Origin of the sequence: Paenibacillus sp. PAMC 26794, from assembly GCF_000316035.1 — a bacterium.
Lineage (GTDB): Bacteria > Bacillota > Bacilli > Paenibacillales > Paenibacillaceae > Paenibacillus.
Window position 1 is genome coordinate 48,217 of the sequence record NZ_ANHX01000017.1, and the last position, 24,857, is coordinate 73,073.

Annotated in this window: 11 protein-coding genes and 1 riboswitch; all 11 genes read right to left on the reverse strand. The window is 46.9% G+C overall.

Annotation, left to right across the window (positions count from 1 at the left end):
- Positions 1–6: 6 nt before the first annotated feature.
- The gene (locus D829_RS0109985) at positions 7–2,076 is read right to left on the reverse strand and encodes a bifunctional rhamnulose-1-phosphate aldolase/short-chain dehydrogenase (protein ID WP_017688744.1); all 2,070 of its coding nucleotides are present in this window, start codon (positions 2,074–2,076) and stop codon (positions 7–9) included.
- Positions 2,077–2,255: 179 nt separating this feature from the next.
- Positions 2,256–3,236 carry a glycoside hydrolase family 5 protein gene (locus D829_RS0109990; RefSeq protein WP_017688745.1) on the reverse strand — a complete coding sequence of 327 codons (981 nt, stop codon included), beginning with the start codon at positions 3,234–3,236 and terminating at the stop codon, positions 2,256–2,258.
- Between the two features lie 362 nt (positions 3,237–3,598).
- On the reverse strand, positions 3,599–5,938 hold the full coding sequence (locus D829_RS0109995; protein WP_017688746.1) for a beta-galactosidase: 2,340 nt from the start codon (positions 5,936–5,938) through the stop codon (positions 3,599–3,601).
- Positions 5,939–5,989: 51 nt separating this feature from the next.
- Complete coding sequence (locus D829_RS0110000) at positions 5,990–9,328, reverse strand: DUF5107 domain-containing protein (RefSeq protein WP_017688747.1); 3,339 nt, start codon at positions 9,326–9,328, stop codon at positions 5,990–5,992.
- Positions 9,329–9,501: 173 nt separating this feature from the next.
- The gene (treR, locus tag D829_RS0110005; protein ID WP_017688748.1) at positions 9,502–10,212 is read right to left on the reverse strand and encodes a trehalose operon repressor; all 711 of its coding nucleotides are present in this window, start codon (positions 10,210–10,212) and stop codon (positions 9,502–9,504) included.
- A 127-nt stretch (positions 10,213–10,339) separates the two neighbouring features.
- Complete coding sequence (locus tag D829_RS0110010; protein WP_017688749.1) at positions 10,340–17,842, reverse strand: fibronectin type III domain-containing protein; 7,503 nt, start codon at positions 17,840–17,842, stop codon at positions 10,340–10,342.
- Positions 17,843–17,997: 155 nt separating this feature from the next.
- Positions 17,998–19,020, reverse strand: a complete 1,023-nt coding sequence (locus D829_RS0110015; protein WP_017688750.1) for an SDR family oxidoreductase — start codon at positions 19,018–19,020, stop codon at positions 17,998–18,000.
- Between the two features lie 96 nt (positions 19,021–19,116).
- The gene (locus D829_RS0110020) at positions 19,117–19,542 is read right to left on the reverse strand and encodes a cupredoxin domain-containing protein (RefSeq protein WP_017688751.1); all 426 of its coding nucleotides are present in this window, start codon (positions 19,540–19,542) and stop codon (positions 19,117–19,119) included.
- Positions 19,543–19,977: 435 nt separating this feature from the next.
- Positions 19,978–20,931: a DMT family transporter gene (locus tag D829_RS0110025; protein ID WP_017688752.1), complete on the reverse strand. Its 954-nt coding sequence runs from the start codon at positions 20,929–20,931 to the stop codon at positions 19,978–19,980.
- 106 nt (positions 20,932–21,037) lie between these two features.
- Positions 21,038–21,148: riboswitch (purine riboswitch) on the reverse strand.
- 147 nt (positions 21,149–21,295) lie between these two features.
- Positions 21,296–23,515, reverse strand: coding sequence for a DEAD/DEAH box helicase (locus D829_RS0110030; protein WP_017688753.1), 2,220 nt, complete (start codon positions 23,513–23,515; stop codon positions 21,296–21,298).
- Positions 23,512–24,855 (reverse strand): ATP-binding protein, encoded by a 1,344-nt coding sequence (locus D829_RS0110035; protein ID WP_017688754.1) that lies wholly within the window; start codon positions 24,853–24,855, stop codon positions 23,512–23,514. Before D829_RS0110035 ends, D829_RS0110030 begins: the two co-directional genes overlap by 4 nt.
- Positions 24,856–24,857 lie beyond the last annotated feature (2 nt).

Consider the following 24,857-nt stretch of genomic DNA (forward strand, 5'->3'; position numbering starts at 1 on the left):
CCTATTTTAACGTGTAAATGCTGCCGGTACACCGCCATCAATGGTCATCATGCAACCGGTTGTTTTTTCGGATTTCGAAGAAGCAAAGAATGCAATTCCTTCCGCAATATCTCTTGGATAGATATTCACGAGCAATGTCGTCCGTTTGCGATAATACTCTTCCAATTGATCCGGTTCAATCCCGTATGCCGCTGCACGTTCGTTTCTCCAGGAACCGTTCCAGATCGCTGAACCCTGTAGAATGGCATCTGGAAGAATCGTGTTGACGCGAATGCCATACTCTCCACCTTCTGCTGCAATACAACGTGCCAGATGTGCTTCCAGCGCTTTCGCTGAGCTGTAAGCCGAGGCACTTTTACCTGCATACACCGAGTTCTTGGACCCGATAAATACCATGCTTCCCCCAATACCCTGCTGTTTCATCAGCTTGAATGCTTCGCGAGCCACGAGGAAATACCCTGTACCCAGTACATTCATATTCAGGTTCCATTCTTTCAGGGATGTTTCGTCAAATGGGCTGGATGTGGCCAATCCGGCATTGTTCACGATGATATCCACTCCGCCATATTGCACCGCAACATCGGCATACGCAGATTGAACGGCTTCCTCATCGGTGACGTCCATTTTCAGCGCATAAGCACGATTCGCACCGTACTGATCATTAATTTCCTGTGCTACTTTCTGTGCGCCCTCCAGGTTGAGATCAGCAAGCACCACATGTGCGCCTTCAGATACCAATCTGCGTGCTGTTTCACTTCCGATCCCACCTGCGCCGCCTGTAATAAACGCCACTTTACGGGAGAATTCGGTTTCTGCCGGTGCCAAAGACAATTTGTACAATTCCAGCGGCCAGTACTCCACATTGTAAGATTCGTTTGCACTGAGTGATACGAATTGACCCAGGCTAGTAGCTCCACGCATAACGGCAATGGCTCTGTGATACAACGCTCCGCTTACTTGGGAAAGCGCCCAGCTCTTGCCTGTGTTGATCATGCCCACACCTGGAATGAGGATAACGCGTGGTGCCGCTTCGAACATGACGTCACCTTCGTTTTTGTTGCTCTCAAAATACTGCTGATATTGCTCTTTGTAGGCTGCCACGCCTTCCACCAGTTTCGCTTTTAAACCTTCAATATCTTCCGCATCCGGTGTCCAATCGATGAACAAAGGTACCACTTTGGTATGTACCAGATGATCCGGGCAAGCTGCACCCACCTGTGACAATTCCGGTGAATCTGCTCCGCCCACAAAAGCAAGTACGTCCTCTTGATCGTCAAAGGACAAAATCATTTTTTTGCTATCCGATACCGCTCCACGGATTGTTGGCATCACACGTGATACGATCTGACGACGAACATCAGCGGCGAGTGCCGGGTGTTTCACACCACCAAACAAACTTTCTTCGTTCACTCGTGCTTGGATGAAAGCTTCTGCTTCATTGATAATCTTGATGGTCTGAGCGTAACATTCCTCGGATGTTTCTCCCCAAGTGACAAGTCCGTGTTTTTCCATCAGTACGAGTTCGGCATTGGGATTCGAGAATACGCTTTCAGCAATCATTTTAGATAACGTAAACCCAGGGCGTACATAAGGTACCCATACAAAACGATCACCGTAGATCTCTCTCGCCAATTCCTTGCCGTTATGCGCACAGCACAAGCTGATAATGGCATCCGGGTGCGTATGATCAACATGTTTATATGGAAGAAACGCATGCAGCAGAGTCTCGATGGAGGCGCGCGGGTGCTTGGCATCAATCATGCAATGTCCCAGATATTCAACCATCTCTTCATCCGACATGGATTCACGTTCAATTAATGGTCGAATGTCTTCGAGCCCAAGTCCGGTAGAATGTTTCGCTTCCATGGAACCCAGATCAGAGCCGCTTCCCTTCACATACATTACTTCTACATCACGACCACGAAAATCCTTCACTGTCGTTTTGGTAGACGTATTACCACCGTAGATGTTACATACACTGCGATCAGATCCAATCAGATTGGATCGGTAAACCAACTGCTCAAGTCCTGTTGTTTTCTCAGATGCCTGCGATGCATTCCATAAACTCTGTACCATTTGTTTCCCTCCGATAATGTTTGTTTTATTCCTAATCCGAGTTTAACATCTTTGTTTTATTTTGAAAACAAAATATTTTAAAACCAAACGGAAATATTCAAAAGTCATTATAGATTGAGTTATTTTATTGAAAAAACACCCTGACGTGAACGTCAGAGTGTTCCTGTTTCATGGGCGGATTAGAAAATCCCCGCTTTTTGGGAAGTGTTTTTAATACCATAGGTATCATTAACTACGGTGTTGCCAAAGCTCGTTAAGCTTCCGTTCGGACCTGTGGCCATGTCCAGATAGTTCAGACCAGAGCTGTTTCCGTACCAAGACCAGGCAAGCCAGCCTACCCCTTTTTCCTGACCATATCTCATGATGGCATACTCGTCCACATCACCGTTTGTGTGATATCCCCCGAATTCACCAATGATCAGAGCCAATCCTTTGTTCAGCACATTTTCCATATTGGCTTTGACGGTTGCAGCATCTTTGCCAGCATACTCATACATATGAATGGAGAAGACGGTATTTTTCTGAGAATCGGCTGCAAATACACTTTGTCCATAATCCACGATGGATTGAGGGAACTGTCCCCATCCGGCTGCATCCACAATTAGCGTATTTTTAATTCCCGCATTTCGGAGTTTCGGAATGGCTTTTTTGTAACCATCAGCCCACGCACTTCCATTCCACGTTCCATACCATTCATTGGCGATGTTGACGATGACCCGATCTTCTTTGCCAATCAAAGCTTCCTTAATACTAATCCAGTAGTTCACCGCCGCATCCAACGAATTATAGTCTTCTTTCCCTGTGGCGTCATGCACCTCGAGTACAGCTATCATTTTATTTTGGTTAACCACATTAATAATATTTTTAACAGCGTTCAGATCATCTTTGGTGTACAGGCTACCATTCGAAAGAACTATGCGTACCGTATTGGCACCTGTTTTGGCGATTGCAGGGATAGCCGTATTCAAATCATTTTTGAACCAGGAATGTCCGTGATTAACACCTCTCATGACAAAAGCCTTGCCTGTGGAATCGTACAACTTGTTACCGCTTACATAAAAACCTGTAGCAGCAGATGCTTTGGGTGCTGCACTCCCTAATACCATGAACATGAGAGCAGCAATAACCGTGAAGATTGTACACTTTTTCAGATTAACCATTCGTTTGGAACCTCCTGTATTTGTTTTTTTATTTCAATTAACCCTGCTCTAGGCAAGAAGTTAACTAAAATCGTTGGTAATAGAAGTTTTTTGGTTATAAAATAAACAAATAATAACTTTATTACAGTTACGTTTGTTAGTTTAAATAAACTTTATCGTTAAGGTTATGAAGTTATAATAAATTGAGAACGCTTACCAGTCAAGATCTTTTTACCATGATTAGGAATCATTTGTTTTTACATAACACAGCAAAAAAGGCTCTCTCCCCTCACAATCGTTCGGAGAAAGAACCCTCTGTATTATTAACGTCAGTTAACTCTTGTTTAAGTCTTGTTTATCTGTTGTTTAACTCCTGATTTAGACTAAGCGTCTTCACTAACTCCCGCCAATACCAAACCAACCCGATACTGTGGTCTCACCCGAATCTCATTAAACTTTCCAATCTCCACACCCTCAAATCGCTCCACATAAGCCTGATTCACATAACTCTCAGTCGTCCCTTTTCGAACTGGAGTTATAGACAGACGAAGCGCGTGATCGGCCAGTAAATGACGGGATTGCTTCAAACCAAGCATCCAGCTGTACCCATAGTGAATATGATCTGTTAACATCTGATGATGAATATGTGCTGCTGCAACATCTCCTTCATAATCAATCTCAACCCACACGTCATCTACATGTTCCGGCCATTCTGTGTCCAATCTCAGTGTTGCTGCATACTCTTTCGGATATTCAACCTCTAAAGCAGGCTCGTAAGGCGTAACTTGGAATGTATACGTACCGAATATTCCCTGCTTCGACTGGGATAAGACAGCATATTTAGAAGCTGAAATATACTCTGGAGCCGGATAGAAGGATACCTCCATCTCTGGTTGCTCTACGGATGTGCATATGAGCATCTCATTCTGTACATACAGATGACTGCTGCTAATTACAAGCCTCTCTGCTCCCCCCACACGGAAACGGTAGGCATGTAATGCCTCTTCTCGGGTCAATGTAATGATTCGTATGATTATACCGTCCGATGTTGTGATTCGCAGATGATGCTCCTTGCCGACAATCGGGTGAATCACAACTTCATTACCCTGCTCCGATACTGTACCTTCGGGCATATCCACATTCGTAACAGACGATGTATCCATAACATACTCGGGCTTCATGCCATCATGGGCATAAAAGACAACCGTAAGCTCCCGATTTACCATAAATCGGGTCAACGGCTGAACGGTAGCACTAATGATCTTCATTCCATTCAGATTCATATGGAAAGGCAGAATGGCTGCCATGCCGGATTTCAGCTGCATCGTTCCTTCTCTTGGATAAAAAGCAGTCCCTTTGCTGGTATGCAGCTCCAATTGTATATCACGATCAGGCATCGCCACATGATCCTGATAATTATTCATGAACAGGAATCCGGAGCCAGCTTGTTGGCGAACAGACCAACGCATATCCATCGTGTTCTCCGGTGTTATCGCATGTTGACCATCCGGTACAACACAGCCCATTGGGGCAAGCAACTCACCGTATGCTTCCAGGAACATGGACAAGCTTCTAATGCGGTCATACGATTCACCAATACGCCCAAATTCCCCGAGTGGCGATTGGTAATCATACGTCATTTTCGGCAATGCCTGCTCGTTCATATATGAATTTTTGCCTATCGGATTGGTCCCCCCGTGATACATATAATACCCAACCAGATTGCTGCCGTTCGCAAGTTTCACAATGGTCATCGACTCAACACTGTCCGCATCAACAACCGGACGAGCGTGATAACTGACTTGCATGCCCCCAGCAAGCTCGCAATACGCAGCAGGGTACTCCAGACTGTCATAATCCACTTCTTCCACAGGATTCATATGCAGATCCCGGAATAAATACTCCCGGCTTGGAGGCTGATTGGGAATCCATGGTGTGTACGCATACCCCGCTAGCATAGGCAATGTTCCTTCTTCAGGCACCGCAGCATTGCCCCAGGCCGTGGCAGTATAGAACATCGGCTTCATACCGACTTCTTCGGCAATATGGCGAAGCATCTTCAGATGTTCTCGTCCATCCCGACCGGAGGTAATGTATTTTTCGCGGGTATACCCCCAGGCATCCATGGGTGCGCCAGCGTGCATGTACTCATTTTCCAACTGTACCCCGATAACAGGGCCACCCTCCTGATAAAAGCAGCCGTTGAGCTGACGGGCAATCTCCCGATATAATCGCTTAGCGTAATACAGATACCCTTCATCGTTCGACCTGACTTCGAATGGATAACTGAATAACCAATCCGGCATTCCACCATTACGCACTTCCCCATGACAGAATGGACCAATTCGTACGATCAGAGGCAGCTCATGTTTGCCACACAGATCCACAAAGTGCCGTAAATTCAGATTTCCTGACCAATTAAATTCACCTTCCTGCTCCTCGTGAAAATTCCAGAAAACATAGGAAGCGACAATGTTCACCCCGCCTGCCTTCATCTTCAGTAATTCTTCTTCCCACTGCAAGTAAGCGAATCTGGAGAAATGAAACTCACCTACCACGGGAATATGAGGTTTAGCATTACGAGTCATATAATAGTTGGTAAAATCATACGATTCCCCTCGTGGGCTTTTGCCGCCACTGCCAGTCATGCGACCCGCACGAATCTCTTTATTTTCCGCATCCAATAGGAAACGAATCCGGCTACCTGCTATAGTATCATTCATGGATTATATAACTCCTTCGATATAAATGGGATGTATTGAAACGATTATCAATTATCGATGGATGATTGCCCCTTGATGATTCGGGTTTTTCTCCAGTACCCGCTCCAACTCAAGTTTGGCTTCACTTGTCCGACCCAGCCCCAGAAGACCCAATGCCCGCATATACCGGCAATGTTCTTCATTTCGCTGATCTAGATCGTCGTCGAATACTAGAAAATCGGGCAGAGATACCGCAAAATAATCCATTCGGATGTGATCATGCATATGTCTTTCCGCATAGTCAATGAGTTTGTTAAAGCGTCGGTTTGCTTCCTTCACATTGCCAAGTTTCTGCCAGGCCAGACCCTGATAATAGATGGATTCCGGCGGTTGGTCATTATAAAACATCGCGCTTGCCGGTTCATTCAAACCGATGGATGCTCTGTGGAAACTTTCCTCTGCCGCCTGATTCTTCTTCAGTTGCTGGTAGGCACAGCCAAGATAAAAGTAAACGGGATTGTCTCCGGCTCCCTCCAGCTTACCTTCACCTAAGTTCTCCGGGTAAACCAAAGCCTTCTGCAACAGCTCCAATGTTAGTTCAGGTTGTTGTTTCTCCAGATTTTGCTTCGCCAGTTCCGTCAGTGCCGTAACATATTGTCCTGTTACCTTGCCTTCTCCACCCTCCCATGGATGAAACCGCCGGGTCTGAAGGGCATTCCATGCTTCTTGATGACTACCTTGCATATTCAATAAAGTCACCCACTCGATATACAGATCATCACGGTGGTGAACCAACTCCATATGTTGTTCCAGCAATTTAATTCGACGCTCGCAAGAATACCCTATCTTCTTGTGCAATTGATCCAACTCGTAGAAGATTCGGGCATCCTGTGAATCCAACCGGAAAGCTTCCTCTAATGATGCCAGTGCAAGATCGGGGCGATTCAGCTTGTTATAATAAGCCAGTCCCAGATTCCGATGTACAGTCGAATATGCAGCATCTGCCTCGCGCGAAGTTTCCCAATGGGTGATTGCTTCCTCGTAGCGTTTATGATCATATAACCAATTTCCCAGGTAATAGTGAGCACGCGCATCATTCGAATCCACTGCCAATACATCCTGAAGTACCATGAACTCAAATAACGTGTTAGGAAAGCAGTAATCCGTTGGAGCAGCTTTCCCCTGCTTTTGACTTTCCCGGGCCTGCTCCACATCCCCCAGTTGACGATACACGTAGGCTTGGGCATAACCAACCATAGGATACGGCTGTGAATTTTCGGATTCAACATAGGAGAGTACCGTCAGTGCTTCTTCCCACAACCCACAATCCGCGTAATCTGCGGCTAGATTTAGATAATTATGAACGTCCCCTCGCATCAAACGATGGAAATGCTCACGTGTTTGCTCCGCTTGTTCTCTCTCTGAAGGTGTAGTCGCTCCACTGTAGATCAGGACTAATTCATGTGCAGCTCCAAATTCAACCGGGTCCAGCGCCAATGTTTCACGCGCAAATTGGATTGCCTGTTTATCTTGACCCAATCTGCGCAGCAGAGCCACCTTCAGATGCCGAGCCTTATAATTTCTGGAGTTACGAATCAGCGAACGTTCGATGTGATCCAACGCTTCGATGTCTCGATGTAACGCCGTATCGATCTGAGCAAGCATGTAATAACCCGTATCCTGATACTGTGCAGACCATACGGCTTTATACAGTGCTGCGTAGGCTTCTTCCTGTTTCCCCTGTAATTTCAAACTCAGACCGAGTTGGTAAAAAGCTTCACTATCATATGGATTCGTATTTTTCCACGTCAGCGATTGTACGACCTGTCTGAAATGCTTCTCTGCATCTTGAAACAACCCTCTACGCAGCAGCAATGTGCCATACGCAATGTTTAGACGAATATCCGTTGCATCACGCTTCAAACCTTCCAGATAATAAGGTTCCGGTTCATACGTGGCATGCCGATATTGCTCCAAATGAAGACCCGCCAGATATAGTTGTTCATTCGTACGAATCTCGGATGGTAGCGGGAGTGGTGTGGCCGGATCTGGAACTTCCTGAATCTCAGAACGTTCAGGTTGATAGGCTACAAGTACTTTTCCTTCCGCAGTTCGAACACTTAACTTCAACTGATGCCATTCATCTTGTCCGCTCCACGGGAATGAAGATTTATATAGTTCCGTAGGTGAGATATTACATCTCTCATGGAGATATACCGTGGTTGGACCTATCGCTTCAACGGTCACTTGTTCAAAAACCGACGTCGCATATACCATTACGGTTACCATTCCGGTCGTTTCGTCCATTTCCAGATTAACCGCTGCATCAATCGTTGCATTTTTGACCATACCAATTCCTTTATACGGCATAAAATACTGCGAGAATGATTTCGCTTCATAGGGCTGTAACCATGTAAAATCAGGCTGATTATCGGTATAGATCCCGGTCATTAATTCAATATAAGGTCCATCCTCGTCCGTTAACTGACGATCCCAGGCTTGCCCGAATTCCCCGTTCCCCCAGGTCCATTGCTTCTTGCCCGGCGAAATATGATGATTGGCTACATGCAACAAACCTGCCTGAATCCCATGGTCATAACCCCCTACAAAATTATAATCCGACTTATACGCCATATAGGATGTTGGAACCGGTATGTTTTTGTATCGGGAGATATCTACACCTTCGGAATAGTCCATCTTGTAATAGGTGCCGGTTGCGATGGGAAAGCGGGATACGTCCCGTTTTCCATGGTCCAGCACAGCCGTTACATCAGGTGGAAACACAGATTGCGTATGATCGTTGACAGCTACAGCCGGGTTGGCCCACCATAGAAAAGTTTGAGGTGCGCTGGTGCGATTGTATACCTCGGCATGGATTTCAAGATAGGCTTTGCCGGGATGTAATGTGAAGCCAGCGGTCATTTTGGTACCATACATGCGGTCAATCTCACCCACCCACACGGTAGCGCTTCCATCTTGATTACTGCCAAATGTATAATCGACTGGACCAAACGTGTTGGGCCGATGATGCTGTGGCCAGTTGAATTCAATTCCTCCGGAAATCCATGGCCCTGCCAGACCCACGAGCGCAGGTTTAATCACCCGATTATAATATACAAAATCGTAGTTGTTAGTCCGATCCAGCGCACGATAGATCCGTCCACCCAGTTCGGGCATCATCTCGATACGTACATATTCATTTTCGAGAATAACTAATCGATACGACTTCATTTTGGCCTCATCTTCAATGCTGTCGATCACGGGATGCGGGTACACCTTACCCGAACTCCCCTGGTAGATTCTCTTTTCAAGAAACATCGGATTTTTGTCCGGTTTACCTGTACCATAGGTTGGAATATCTCTGGTTTCTTCCCATATGCGAACATTTGATTTCGCTGTCACGTGATTCAATTCCCTCACTCCTCGGCCTCGTATATATTGTGATCATACGCTCCGACATGCAGGAAGAACATTGACATTAAGCGGTTCTTGATGGACGATCTTCGGATTCCCCCATAACCAAAGAGAGCACCTATCCACTCAATAAAGCAGTGAAAGGTACTCTCTGATTGATCTTGATTAACTTATCTGCGACGTGCAAAATCCACAAATCTGAACTTGTCCGGTCGATGTCTTGATTCCGTATACTGAAATTGACTGGCATCTTCCAGGTACACCTGGCTCCTCACCACAACCACATTGTGGAACCCTTCAAGGTCCAGTAGTTCCCTGTCCTCAGCGGTGGGTTCTTCCACCAAAATCTCTTTTTTGGCAAACGAAATGGAAAGTCCCAGCTCTTGCTCAATGTACTGATAGATGGAATCATTACAGATCTCTTTGCTGAGCCCAGGAACAAGCCGCTGGCTAATGTAATCTTTGTCCAGTATGACATGCTCTCCATCCACTTTGCGCACACGTCTGATCTCCCAGACCTGTTCATTCAGACCAAAGTTAATCTTCTTGTGCAACGCCTGATCCACCTGCTGCTCCTCGAAAACCTTCACATACGTTTGAGCACGATGTCCCATTTTTTTGGCCAATTCCTTGAAGCTAACCAGACCTGAGATGGGAAAATCGATCTTGCGTATGTCCAGTACAATCGAGCCCTTGCCTTGAATCTTCTGAATATAACCTTCTTCATACAACATTTTCAATGCTTTGCGAATAGTCTCTCGAGACGTTTGATAACTTTCCAATAGATCCAGTTCCGATTGAAGTAACGTCCCTGCCTCAATCTCTCCGGTCCGAATACGATCTGCAATATCTTCATATATCCGGATAAATTTATTATTCATTATTCATCACCATTGTTCATTACCCTTTTTTTATCATATTGGCAACCATTATAGCATTAAAAACCAATCAAGCGGTAATGTCGTTACTGCCGATGATTGCAGTATCACATGTAAGAATCAATTCAGTCTAGATATGACGATCGAACGCTGACGCTTTCTCCACTTGATCTGTACGCTTCTCATTCATAACTTGAATCAGCTTATTTAAGCGGAAGATCAGCGCTGCAGCTTCGGATCTGCTTAAGTGCTGCATAGGGCGGAAGCTGCCGTCTTCATATCCGGTAATCATGTACAAACCTGCAAGTTCCTGCACTTCTTCTTTGGCCCAATCAGATACATCAGTCTGGTCGGTAAACGCTCTTGGGGAAGTCAGCGGTTCCGGTCTGATTTTACGGACAACATTTGCTATAATCTTGGATGCCTGTTCCCGTGTCACCAGCGCATGTGGAGCGAATTTGCCGTTCCCCATCCCTTGAACCATCTCATGTCGAACGGCTGCCTTAATCTCAGGAGCAAACCAATCCTCATCGTTCACATCCTGAAATCCATATTGTTCATTAACCGTTGTGTCCACACCCATCAGACGCACGATTAATGCAGTGAACTCCGCACGCGTGATCGGACGACGTGGCTCGAAGCGAGTTTCACTTACACCTTGAATGATATTTTGTTCCGCCAGCCAGGTGATCTGATCTTTATTGAATGTTTGGCTGATATCAATAAATTTGATATTTTTTTTCACAGGTACATCAGGTTGCTCAGACGGTTCTGGTTGTGAACTCACCTCATCGGTTTGTTCCGATGTACCGTTTGGACTCGGGGTTGCACCGCCACCGCTCCATGCGGATGCTGGATACGGAAAAGTCATGGCTGCAGCCCGTTTGCTTTCACTTTTCTCACCTGCTGAATTCTCCGTCCATACAACCACCTCATAATGCTGCTCGGCATTCAGTCCTATCCATACATAACTGCGCTGTGTGCCACGATAGATCTCACGATCTTTATGGGTGATCACAATTACCTCATTCATTGATTCCAGTTCCCAAGTTAGCTTAATCGTATTAGTACCTTGCGCTATGGCTGCTACTGTCAGATCATCGGAAGGCAACGTCTCGAATTCCGGAACCTGGAGCGCCTCACCCTCACCTGCCTCATTAAATGGAACGATTGCAAAGTCAGCATAACGCTCGGCACTGTTTAATTCAGACACATGTATGGATGTCTCCGTTGTTGTTCCCACAAGCTCTTCATTTCGATAAACTCGATAACCCGCAGCACCAGGAATCAGTTCCCATACAATGTCTGCACCATACATTGAACGCTCCTCTACTACAGGAGGTGAAGCAGCACTACCGGGCAAAGTCATTGCTTGAAGGTAATAACCACCATCACTACTGCCCGAGACATTCATGGTCTTGACTGTATAGATATAGTTCACACCCGGTTCGAGTTCCTTGTCGTCATAGAACAGTTCGTCTGCAGGAACTCGAGCAATCTCCACACCATCCCGCTCAATGATGAACTGCTCGGCACCTTCCACCCGGCTCTGTTCCAATAGAAGACGAATGTGGTCCTTCTCTGAATTAAACTCTACTTTGACAGGAGCTGCTGGCTTGGTCAGGACAGAATACGCCAGCTTCTCCGATGCATCTCCCTGATCATTCTCTGTGTAGATTTCAATCGGGTACTGTTTGCCTGCATCCAGTTGCTCAACAATAAACTCTTTTGGTTTGCCTCGGTATACTTCTGTACCATCCAGCAATACAACGAATGTTTCGTTTACATAAGGGAAATCCCATTCCAATTTAACGTGATCTGTCTCCGGATATATCTTCATTTCCAGTGAATCAACATGAGGTAAGGTGTAAAAAGGAATCACGGTCATCGGGCTTCCTGAACCAGCCGTATTATAAGGAATAATCTGTACCTGATCATATCGGGTTGCACTCTCCAGATGAGTTAATCTCACCTCTGTGATATCCCCTTCATCAATCGTGGTGATGATCTGATCTTCGATACGTATGGTATATCCCTCTGCGCCTTGTACCTTTGGCCAAGAGATCAATCCTTCCTTTTCCCCAATCTTGCTTGCATGTAAAGGTTCATGAATGGTTGCTGGTAACGTTCGCAATTGAACTTCGAAACCGGAATCACTCTCCCCCGTTGCATTGGATGTTTTGATGGTATACGTGTAATGCTCTCCTGGTGTCAGTCCATGATCTTCAAATGAAGCTTGATCTGCTGGAACCTTAGCGACTTCAACACCATCCCGCATAATGATGAATTGCTCTGCTCCCCGTGTGGAGCTTCCAGTCAGGTCCAGTACCGCAGTCTGGTCTGTAATGTGTGTTATGCCTGCCGTCTGAGGTGATATGGGCTTCGTTAAAACCTGAATCTGAATAGGCTCTGACTGATGACCATCTTCATTAATCGCAACAAGTTCGAATTCATACGCTGTGCCATCCAGCATGCTATTGAGATGTACAAACGGTTCAGACACGCTCTGTACATCTCCCGTTACCCGATTACGAATCTCATATGCAGCCGCTCCCTGAACAACATCCCAAGCCAGATCCACCGCATGTGTTCCGGCTTTCACTGTGATACTTTCTGCAATCAATGGCAACGTTTGAGTCATTACACTGAAAGTAAGCGGCGCACTCGTTCCACTCGTATTGACTGCCCGGATGACATAAGTATATTTCGTTCCTGGCAACAGATCCTTGTCTACGAATTGGGTTTCACTTGAATCCATCTGAGCGATCTCTCTTCCATCCCGTTCAATGACGTAATGATCTGCCCCTTGGACACCAGTGTTACTGAAATCCAGACCTAGGCTGTTTTTTGCCACATCATATACTGCAACCTTAACGGGTTTCTCAGGCAAAGTCAGCAGAGATACATCCGTCGCTTCAGAACGAGTTCTCTGTCTGTTGACAGCCCATAGTTGATAGCGATGCCACGTTCCATCCTGGAGCCCTGTAATCGTTGCTTCATTCTCCATTCCTCTATAGATCTCCTTACCATTCTGCTCAATCACGTATTCAGCGGCACCTTCCACAACAGACCAGGAAACTTTTGCACGATGTACTCCTGGATCAACAAGTACTTCGGCAGGCGACACAGGTTTGGACAATCGGATGAGCTGCGCTGTCTCACCTGGACCAGAAGTATTCGCAGCCTGAACTTGCAAAGCGTACTCTGTACCTGGCAACAATCCCTCAACCGTGTAGGCAAGTTCTGATGTTCTGCCCACTTCTGTTCCATTGATTTTCACAATATAGAGATTCGATGTATCTACAGCTTGCCATGCAAGTCCCATACTCGTCTCACCAGTCCATGTGACATTCAGTCCTTCCGGCCTGCCAGGTAGCGTAAGAATTGTACTACTGGCGGATGCACCGTACCCGGCAGCATTGCCCGCCTGTACTTCATAGGTATACTCACGACTGTTTGACAGGTGGTAAACCGCGAGTTGTGTATCTGATATCTCATGGCTCTGTCCATCGATGACCACACGATATTTCGTTGCCCCAGCTACAGGTTCCCAGCTCAAGATTGCTCCCTGTTCAGTTACTTGAACAACGTGAAGTCCCGACGGGCTCTCTGGTAGCGTTGTTCCTGATACCGAACTGCGCATCCCCTGTCCACTTCCGTTCACTGCTTGTACATCCAGTTGATAAGATGTTCCTGAACTCAGTCCCGCAAAGACCCATTCTTGGGTTCCGGCAGGAACCGTTCCCGACTTCTCTCCATTCAACCATAACTCATAACGATCGGCTCCTCGTACTTCTTCCCAATTCAGACGAAGGCTCGCTGTGGAAGCATCTGATACCTGTAAGCCGGACACCTGCCCAGGTAAAGTCTTGAGCAAAGGTAATCCTGCCAACGGTCCTGTTCCTGTCTTATTTCCGGCAATTAACGTATAGCTGTACTCCGTTCCGCTATCCAGACCCGAGTCCAGATACTCCGTCTGCTCTCCTTCATATATGGCTGTTCCATCGCGTGAAAGACCATAATACGTTGCAGAAGTCACTGTCTCCCATTTTAATGAAATATCATGCTCCTGAATTTGAACGGCCATAAACTCACCGGGCATTGCCGGCAGTGTGAGAAATCCAGTTCTACTGCTACCACCTGCGCCACTTTCATTCATTGCTGTTACCGAAATGTTATGAATGGTACCTGGAACGAGGTTGCTGACATAGGGAAGACTACCAGGATCAGATACCGTCTGATCAAATACCGTGGCACCGTCCGAAGTAGTCGCGATGATGCGGTAAGCATCTGCTCCTCGTACTGAATCAAATTGAATTTCGGCCAAATTGGGCTGTGAATCTACTTTTCGAACGTGCAACGTTCCGGGAGCTGCCGGGGTAGTTAATACTTGAGCACTTACTGCATCACTTACTCCGGTATGGTTTCTCACTCTAACTTCATATTCATAGACCTGACCACCGCTTAGGGAGTGATCGATTATACTGTGGTTAGGATAATCCAGTGTCCACGACTGTCCTGTCGTTTTATTCGTTATCTCATACTGATATCCATCGGTATACCTTTCCCCCGTTGGCAAATCCACTGTAAGTTCAGCTGATGTCTCAGCGATCTGTGTCATTCTCACATGACTCGGTTGCTGGGGCTTGCGTTGAATATGGTAAGGTGAGGATGTTGTCTCATATGTATTCCCTGCTCTGTCCATGGTTCTCGCATGGATGTACCATATGCCTTCCGATTCGATGAATATTTTATGCTCGTCAGAGCGAGCTTCAAGCCAATGATCCGGTGATTCTGCACTGTTCGTAACTTGATAGAATCGTTCCAGTTCCTGAATGCCTGAGTGGGCATCGGCATACTGAATGGTAGTGGATATATCCATGTCCGTCCAGCCTTGTCCGTTCGGGGCAAATGTAATCGTGGGCGCGATCTGATCCACATAGGCGATTCGACTCACTTCCTTGCTTACATTGCCAACAGTATCCCTTGCTCTAGCCCGAATGGTGGTAGCGCCGTTTGTGCTTACTGTACCCGTATTGCCTGCAATATAAGGAGCATCGTTCATGCTGTATTCATAGGAAATCGCTTGTTCATCCACACTTCCAGCAATGGTGAATTGCACATGTTCTTTACTCCATCCAGAAGAACTTAAACGAATCACCGGCTCGGTTGGAGCTGTCGTGTCGATTCGAACTGTAGCCTGAGCGGACGTGCTTATATTGCCTACACGGTCAAGTGAGCGTGCATATACGATCGTTTCTCCCTCATCGGTAACCGTCACTTCGCCCGTATAATCGATCCAAGGACCTTCTTTGTTAAGTCGATATTGACTCTTGGCAAGCCCACTGCCCGCATCTTCACCACTGTTTATCGCAAAAGTTACATCCTGATTCGTCCAATCCTCTTCACTTAACGTAATCGTTGGTTGCTCAGGCCCAGTCTTGTCGATTCTGGCTGTTGCCGAAGTGGAAGCACTGACATTGGCGGCCCGATCAACACTTCGTGCGTAAATCTCTGTTATCCCTTCTTCATTCAGTGAAAAAGGATTCTTGTAATCGATCCATTCTCCCTCACTTCCCAGCTTGTATTGTGTCAGACCAATGCCACTTGCTTCGTCCGTACCCTCCGTTAATGTCACGATTACCGCCGCTTTTGTCCAATCGGGCGGATTCAGCGAGATGACAGGTGGCGTTGGTGCCGTCCGATCTACTCTGGCTGTCACAGTCGTTTCCTGTCCTGTATTACCAAACGCATCAATACTGCGTGCCATAACCGTTGTGTTGCCTTCACTGCTTACGGTAAACGGAGCGCTGTATTCACGCCATTCTCCTGCCGGACCAACTTTCACTTCAGTCTTCTGAGTTCCGCTCAAAGCATCCTTTCCTTCTTCAACCGTGATGAGAACATCTTCCTTGGTCCATGTGGATGGAGTAACTGTAACAGCAGGTGCAGTTGGACCCGTCGTATCTTTAATCATCTCTCCAGCGGATATATACGGGGTCTGTATCCCTTCGCCATTCAGCGCCGCCACAAACACTTCATATTTCCCGTCCGAGAGCCCGGTCAGGGCAAACGCTGTACGTGTGGACGTTGTTGTTCCTGTTGCGAGGACTTGCCCGCCTGGACTGCGTATTTCCGTTTTGTATTGGGTGCCCGCAGGGTTGCTATTATTATTCCAACTCGCTGTAACTGAGTTGCCTGATTGTGTCACAGCCGCAGCAGCGGGTGGATTCGCCAATGTATATTTGGTGGATGGACTGGAGTAACCCGTATAGGAACCACTTGAATTTTTTGCTCGTACAGCAAAAGAATAACTGGTATTCGGAGTGAGTCCAGTCACCTGCCGACTGTTTGATGTACCTGTATCCACGATCTGATTCGTCGTCATATTCTTCAGTTCATACGTAACGGATGCATCATTCGCCTTCTTTTCCCAATTTACCGTCAAGTTATTAGAATTAACCAGTGTATACGTCGGCGTTCCAGGCACAACAAAACTCCTTACCGTAAAGTTAACGGTTCCTGCTGAGGACACCCCACCTTTATCATCCATGACCCATACTTGCAAAGTGTGTGTACCATCTGGCAGGATGTCAGGCAATGTGTAATTGGTGTTGAACGACTGATTCGAACCCGTCGCGGTCATCTGTGTCAAAATGTTCTCGGAACCACCATCAATGGACCATTTCACGGTCAACAGGTCGCCTACATCCGTATCTCGCGTTGTACCGGAGATCTGAAGTTGCTCGCCTTTGTAGTAGGTCTGACCCGAAGAGGGAGCCGTTAGTGTAAATGAAGGCGGAACATTTTTCGGGCCAATCCCCACAATGGTTGAAAATTTGCGTGAAGCCTGATTCGCTGTTGACTTGGCATCCCACCAAAATTGTGCAGCTGTATCACTCGCTGTTACGGTCTGGCCTGGAGTGAATACCGAAGGTGAAGAACCTCCTGTAAGTTGTGCGCTATCCGGACTGCTGTACTGGCCCATGTATATGCGATCTGCATTTACAACATTGTACGTATTTGCATAAAAAGCCGTGACCTGAACACCGCCGCTGTAATTACGCCATCCATTCTCGATGACTTCAAACGGAGAAGCATCATTGCCATTCACCATCGTATCCCAATAAAATGTTCCACCCAAATTCAGTGCCGATCCGCTGCGGTTGATGGCTTCCAGTTCAACCTTCATGTACCCACCTTGTGACGTGGCATTGACGATAGATACACGCAAAATATATTCGACATTGTCCTTTTGCCGGGACATTTCAATCACATTATTGTTAATTCGGTAATAGTTAAGCGGCAATGTTTTGAAGTTCACGGGTGATCCATTATGGTCGATAATCGTAGATACATTCCCTGTATCACCCCCGTAAAATACATTTGTGTTTGGTAGTAATACAATTCTGTATTTGCCATCACTGTTCATCTCCACTTTCACCTTGGAGGACTGTACAGCCTTCATGCTGGACGTATCGGATACAATCCCGATCGTTTCAACCGTTTCAGCCATTACCGTCGTTGCACCCCATTCAAGCAACAGGGCTTGAGGTGATAATAACGCAAATGCCAGCACCACTTTGGTTAACTGTTCCGCTTGTTTCTTCGCACGTTTTCCTGATTTCTTCAACGTCTACTCTCCTTTTTGGCACACAAAAAAAGGAGGCACCCCAACAAAGGAACGATGTCCTAAGTTGGGGTGCCTCCCCTAACAAGTGTCATTTTTTCTTGATTATAACGATTAAGCGCATGAATGTAAACACTTGATCATGAACGCCTTACTTCTCATTTCTCATCTCTGATCTTTAATAACGCTTCGTCCAATGCGCCAACGACCTTGTCACACCATACATCAAATTCCGGATCTTCGGTCTGTAATTCAGGATGCGCCAGAATATGCTCAATCGTACTTCGAATGCCCTGATCTGCTCTTGTCGTTGCTACAAAATCCGGAACAAGCCTCTTCAGCTTACTGTTATCAAAGACAACGGTATTGGCTTTGTCACCCAGCAATCCGCCGCGAAGATCCTGATCACTGCATGCTGCCAAGAACTCAGAGGGTACATGCACTGCATGAAGCTTAACGCCCAACACGCCGGCTATAATCTCATGAATCTGATTCCAGGTGACGGATTCGTCCGAGGTGATATGTACCGATTCACCAATGGCATGGATATTACCCATAAGCCCGATAAACCCTTTGGCAAAATCAGTATTGTGCGTAATGGTCCACAGTGAGGTGCCATCTCCATGGATGATAACGGGTTTGCCTTCACGGATACGCTTGAGAACCTGCCAGCTGCCTTGAGCACCATGAACACCAAGAGGTACCGATTGGTCGCCATACGTATGGCTCGGACGCACGATGGTCACAGGGAATCCATGCTCGCGGTATTGTTTCATCAGATAGTCTTCACAGGCAATCTTGTTGCGAGAATACTCCCAATATGGATTCGATAAGGGCGTACCTTCCGTGATCCGGTAATCAGCCAGAGGAGTCTGATACGCTGATGCTGAACTTATAAATATAAACTGCTTGGTTTTATCCTTGAACAAACGGTAATCTCGCTCCAATTGAGACGGTACAAAAGCGATAAAATCCGCCACAACATCAAATTCCAGATCAGCTATCAGTTCCGCTACACGTGCTTCGTCATTAATGTCAGCTTGAAGTACGTTGACCTCACTAGGTAAGTCATCGTTCTGATTGCCGCGATTAATTAAATACAGTTCACAGCCTTGCTGTGCAAGCATCTCCGTAATGGCCGTACTGATGGTGCCTGTCCCTCCAATAAATAGCGCTTTCATTTCGCCACCTCCTGATCGATTTTACCCACTTTTCCATGATATCACGCACCAAAAAAAGGAGCAAAGCTCGGTGACCCGAAACCTTGCTCCTTCTGCTTATACGACCTTAATCGTTGCATATATCATGTACATGCCGCAATGGATCTCATATTCTCCCTTGGGCAGATCTTTGTCGACCGTATAATAATTGGGTCCCTTTTGCATGTATAGATCCATGCCAAGCTTTTGTGATCCCACTGATTTCACATGTGTCACCGACCGGGTAAGAATAAAGTTGATTTTGGTCGGTACGCCAGCCTTCACCTCGATAACGTCTGGTCCAAAACCATCGTTGCTCACGTCCACATCAATGACTTCATATCCCTTCAAATCCTCCGGAGTCTCGGCTTGTGCAGTTACCGCACTTCCCGATCCCGGGGATACGTCTTTGCCCATAAAATAAACCAAAAATGATCCAAGCAGTACAACAACGGTCAGGCCCAGCGTTAACCAAGGCCATGTTTTTCCAAACCAGCTTTTCATATAAACACTCCTCATTCGATGTCCCATCAATATTCAATCAACAGACGGATGTATTCTTTAAGCATACCTGATTCGCATGACAATGAAAATGACCCCTCTGGGCTATTGCGATTGAGCTATATAAGTGGAACTAAAGAATATTTACACTGGACACTCCGATGACAGAACAACCTTTCGATCGCTGTTATCCCCCAGATTTTTTTGATTTCCTTTTTCAAAGGGTAAAATCCGGGAATAGCGTATGCTTCCGATGTAGCTTTCTTGCAGAAAGCTTGTAGGCGCACGCTTCGCTTCTTCAGGTTATTTCTGTCCTATCCGTTTCGTGTAAATGTTTAGTTCAATTTATATAGAATATTTCAATAGAAAAAGCCTGATTTCTCAGGCTTATCTACGGGTATTCCCGTTCATGCTTTGCAATATCCCTTTTTGTATAACTCAGGAATAGATCGGTGTATTTCGACTTCGTCTCATGCGTAATTTATACAACTCTGGCAGGGCTACACCAATGAGTACAATAATAACTCCGAACCATTGCAATCCGCTGACATGCTCATGGAGCACGATTGAGGATAACAATACTGCAATTGGAAGCTCCACTGCACCCAAGATTCCGGCCATGTCACCACCAATATGCGGAACGCCGATAGCGAACAGTACTGGTGGAATGAATGCCCCGAAGAATCCAAGCAGCAATCCAAATACAAGCAACTGGCTCCAGATCAATCCGTTAAAGAGGAATGTCGGCGGGAACAAAATGCACAGCAGGATCAATCCGCCCGTAACCATCCACGCACTGCGGAAGGCTGGATGCGCTGAAGGAACCGCTTTGCCGCTGAACAAGACAAACAGGGAATAACTTACGGCTGCCATTAGTCCAAGAGCAATACCCAGACCGTTGAACTCACCCAATCCTTGTTCCAGGAAACCGGCTGCCAGCAAGGTTCCACCAAACAGAATGATCAACGTCAGGAATGTGACTTTGTCTGGACGTTGACGTTTGCTTATCGCCTGAATCAATACACTAATCCAAGTGAACTGGAACAACAGGATAATGGCAAGTGAAGCCGGGATATAACGTAAAGACTGATAATACACGAGACCTGTAATTACCGTCGGTGTTCCAGCAGCCATCAATATCAGACGTTGTTTCCACGTCAACCGCTTGAATACCTGTGCCACGGCTCCTGATGCTTTGCCATTTGCCTGTGACTTACGTTTTGTTCTAAATTTTGTGTATAGCGCGAGCATCCAGGATAGAAGAAAACCCGTGATCAGCTGTGCTCCCACAACCTCTCCAAGTTTATATCCTTCGCCGTACGCCAGAACCACAATCGTGGATAATATGCCATAGCTCATCGCTCCCGCGAGAACGGACAGATAATATTTCATTGTGAATAAACCTCCTGATGATAAGAAAAATACGCCCGCATGTTGGTTCATGCCAAGGTCACAGACACCATCTAAATGCAAAAAATCCTAACTACGAGCAAGGAATACATTGATTCCTTGGCATCGTAGTTAGGAAGTATAGGCTTCCCGTAGAGACCCTCGCCCTGTGTACACTTTCGGCCTGCGAGGTTATACGAAATGATATATGCAATTTGATGTAATTCGTGTGTGACGACTTTTCATATATTACATGGGAGGTGAGATGGTGTCAACCCTATTCCGTATAAAAAGTTGAACTAAATTATTACACCGAGTCGCTTCGATCGCTGTACCATTCTTCACACACTCTAATTACGTAAAAACGTTATTTTTGATTGGAGCCTGAGGAATCCCACTCCAATGTTTGCTGTAAACCTGCCTTCAATCCATCCAGATCCAGCCCATCTACGGCAAAAGCTTCACGGATCAAAGGCGGCGCGACAAATTCATCATACTTGCCCAGATAAGGAGCTTCATCTTCAGCCAGTAACGTAGATGCGTCTTCAGCCGTTCGACACTCACTCATGATCTCGGCTAACAATGTTCGTTCGTCGACCTTGCCGGACACTACAAAATAATATGGCTCCATGGGCACAACCGAACGCAAGGCAAGTTTCTTGGACAGATTATGCTTCATCAGGCGCTCCAATGTACGGAATGATTTACTTCCCACCCAAGGAAGAACATACATCGAATCTCCCCCTGCCGGAATCACGACCTGCTTCAACAGTCCGCTTTCACGAGCTAAGCGGCGTGCCCGTTCAAGTCGATTGACGGCTTGTGGTGACAGATAGGGATAGATCACTGAGTCGGACAACACTTCACGCATTTTCTGCACTACCGACGTATGAATATCTCCTCCCGCTCCAAGCCATAACGTATCTACTTTACCTTTTGCAGACTTCACATACACAGCCTTGTGCTTGTGATCGACCTCTTCCACTTTCCACAGTTTACCTGCGAGCGAGAAGCAATAGCCAGGTGGGGGCACGGTTGTAATCGAACCAATCTCTTCCGAGCCGTTCAGTACTTTATGTTCCTCATCGTCCTTAAACACCGCATAGAAGCGATAATTATTCACAATTTTCTCACCCGTCAGACCGATGATCAATGTTCGATCCTCTGTCCATTGCAGATGATCCGTCTCAATGAGGTAATTCAGGAAAACCTGATATTGATCTGGTCTAATCAACGCAAATGGAGCCAGCGAAAGGATGGCTTCTGCAAGATCTCTCGGCTCCGCCTCCCCCATACTTTTCAACATACTCATCGTCTGATGATAGAGTACACCTATGGGCATTTTGCGAGCTTCAAGCGGCTCGACCCATTTCGTTTTTACATATAGTTCGATAACAGCAATCGCACGCATCAACGTCCACGGCATACGTGCTGGCAATTGCGCTTCCTCATCCTCTTCCTCCGGACATACAAAAAGCATCTCCGATGCCATGTCCTCTCGTCTCCCTGAACGTCCCAGACGCTGTACAAAGCTGGACGCACTATATGGTGCACCGAGCTGAACCACACGTTCCAGCTCGCCCAGATCGATGCCCAGTTCAAGCGTGACCGTTGCCGCAGCAACCGCGGGTCCAGATCCGGTGCGTAGGGCAGCTTCCGTTTCTTCCCTCAGCATGGCCGAGATACTCCCATGATGCACATGGAACACATCACGTTCCTGCCTGCGAGCCGCGACCCGCCGCATCTCAAGAATGGTGACTTCAGCATCCGTTCGGCTGTTGGTGAAGATCAGCGCTTTTTTACGATGTGTGCTCTCATAGATGAAGTCGTAGTAGGCTTTACGTGCGTTATGAAGTTGCTCCGCCTGCTCCTCGTCCTGAGCATCTGGAAATGAGAAATGTTCCACCCGCAGTCGCAGCTTGCGGCCACCCGGTGAAGAGACCACATCCACCCCCTGCTGCGTTCCGGCAGCAAGCCAAGATGTAGCCGCATCATAGTCACTAAGTGTAGCGGACAAGCCCACTCTTCGCGGTGCACAGCCAGCCATACGCTCGATTCTGGCAAGTTCGCTGAGTACTTGAATCCCCCGATCTGCTCCCATAAAGGCGTGTACCTCATCGATGATGACATATCGCAAGTCATGAAACAGCGCCGGGATTGCATTCGGTCGATTCATAAGCAGACCTTCCAACGATTCTGGCGTTATCTGGAGCACACCGGACGGATTCTTCATCAGTTTTGTTTTCTCCGCCTGAGGTACGTCCCCATGCCAATGCCAAACCGGAATATTCCCTTCGGATAACAGATCCTTAAGACGTTCAAATTGGTCATTAATCAGAGCTTTCAGAGGTCCAATGTACAAAATACCAACCGACTTGGAAGGCCGTTCATACAGCTCGGTCAATGCAGGAAAAAAAGCCGCCTCCGTCTTGCCGGAGGCCGTTCCCGCTGCAATCAGCATATGATGCGGGGTATGAAAACAGATATTGCAGGCCTCAATCTGGGCAGGACGAAGCGATTCCCACCTTTTTTTATAAATAAATTCCTGAACAAACGGCGCCAGCCGATAGAACGGATTATCACTCATAATTCAAACTCCGCCAGGAAATCGTCCAGATCATCTGCATTTGCGGAAGCATCTGCCCCTTTACCCGTTTCCTGAGGTTTCGCAACCCGCTCACCAAGTAATTGAGTATAAGTCACTTCAGGATTTTGGTGGAGCGTATGCAATACATCCATAAAGTCGCGTACCACTTCACGCGTTGTCAGCAATTCATCCGCACCCAGTCGGTTCACCGCCGTTTGCATAAAATCAACCAATTGCTCATCCGTCAGACTTGCACTGTATCCAAAATGCAGGGCATGAATCTGTCGCAGCTTCTGGAGCAGAATCAGAATCTCTTCATGCGATAACATCGCCAGCTTCAGGATCGGACCTGTGTAATTCGCATACGCTTTGGCTGCATAACGACCATCAATAAGCCTGGAGCGAAGCGCTTCATAGCTGTATAATCCGCGCCGTTCATCCTCCACAAATTGCGGCGTACCACCTACAAATATGCCCAGGTGCTCCGCCTTGCCCTGCATCGTATCATTGAACATGGTCAGCAATTTCTCATAGTTGCTTTGACGGGAGACACTGTTTGTAATTTTGTACAGATTCACCGCTTCATCAATGAATAACAGCAATCCTTTGTAACCAATACGCGATGTGAATTCAGACCACAATTTGAAGTAGTCATACCAGTTGTCATCGTCAATGATAACGCCAACAGCCAGTTCTTTTTTCGCTTCCGTTTTGGTTGCAAATTCTCCTCGAAGCCAGCGAAGTGCCGCCTGTTTGCGATCATCATCAGCCAGTTTGTACCCGTTCCAGTAGGAAGCCAGTACCTTGGCAAAATCAAAACCGTGAACCAGATTCTGCATCTCCCCCGTCACCGCGTAGATCTGCTTCTCTACTTCCAGCGGCAGAGCCGGATCATCCGGGCGCAGATTCTGACTCTGCATCGTGGATTGTTGCAGCCCTGCGATCCATTTTTGCAAAATCGGCTCCAACGCTCCCCCATCCGGGCGTGTACGTGTAGACAGACGAGTCATCAGTTCGCGATATGTCGCAAGTCCCTGCCCCTTGGTTCCCACCAATCGTCGCTCTGGTGACAGATCGGCATCTGCCACAACGAAATCCCTATCCATCGCATAGTTACGAATCATTTGCAAAAGAAAGCTTTTACCGCTGCCGTAACGACCCGTAATGAGTTTAAACGCTGCTCCACCCTCGGCGATATTGTCCATATCCCGCAAGATGGCTTCCACTTCCGGTTTCCGACCAACAGCAATCTGCTCCAGTCCTATGCGCGGGACAACACCAGCTGTCAATGAATTTACAAGCGCGGTGGTCAGCCGCTTTGGTATTTTAAGTTCTGTCACTG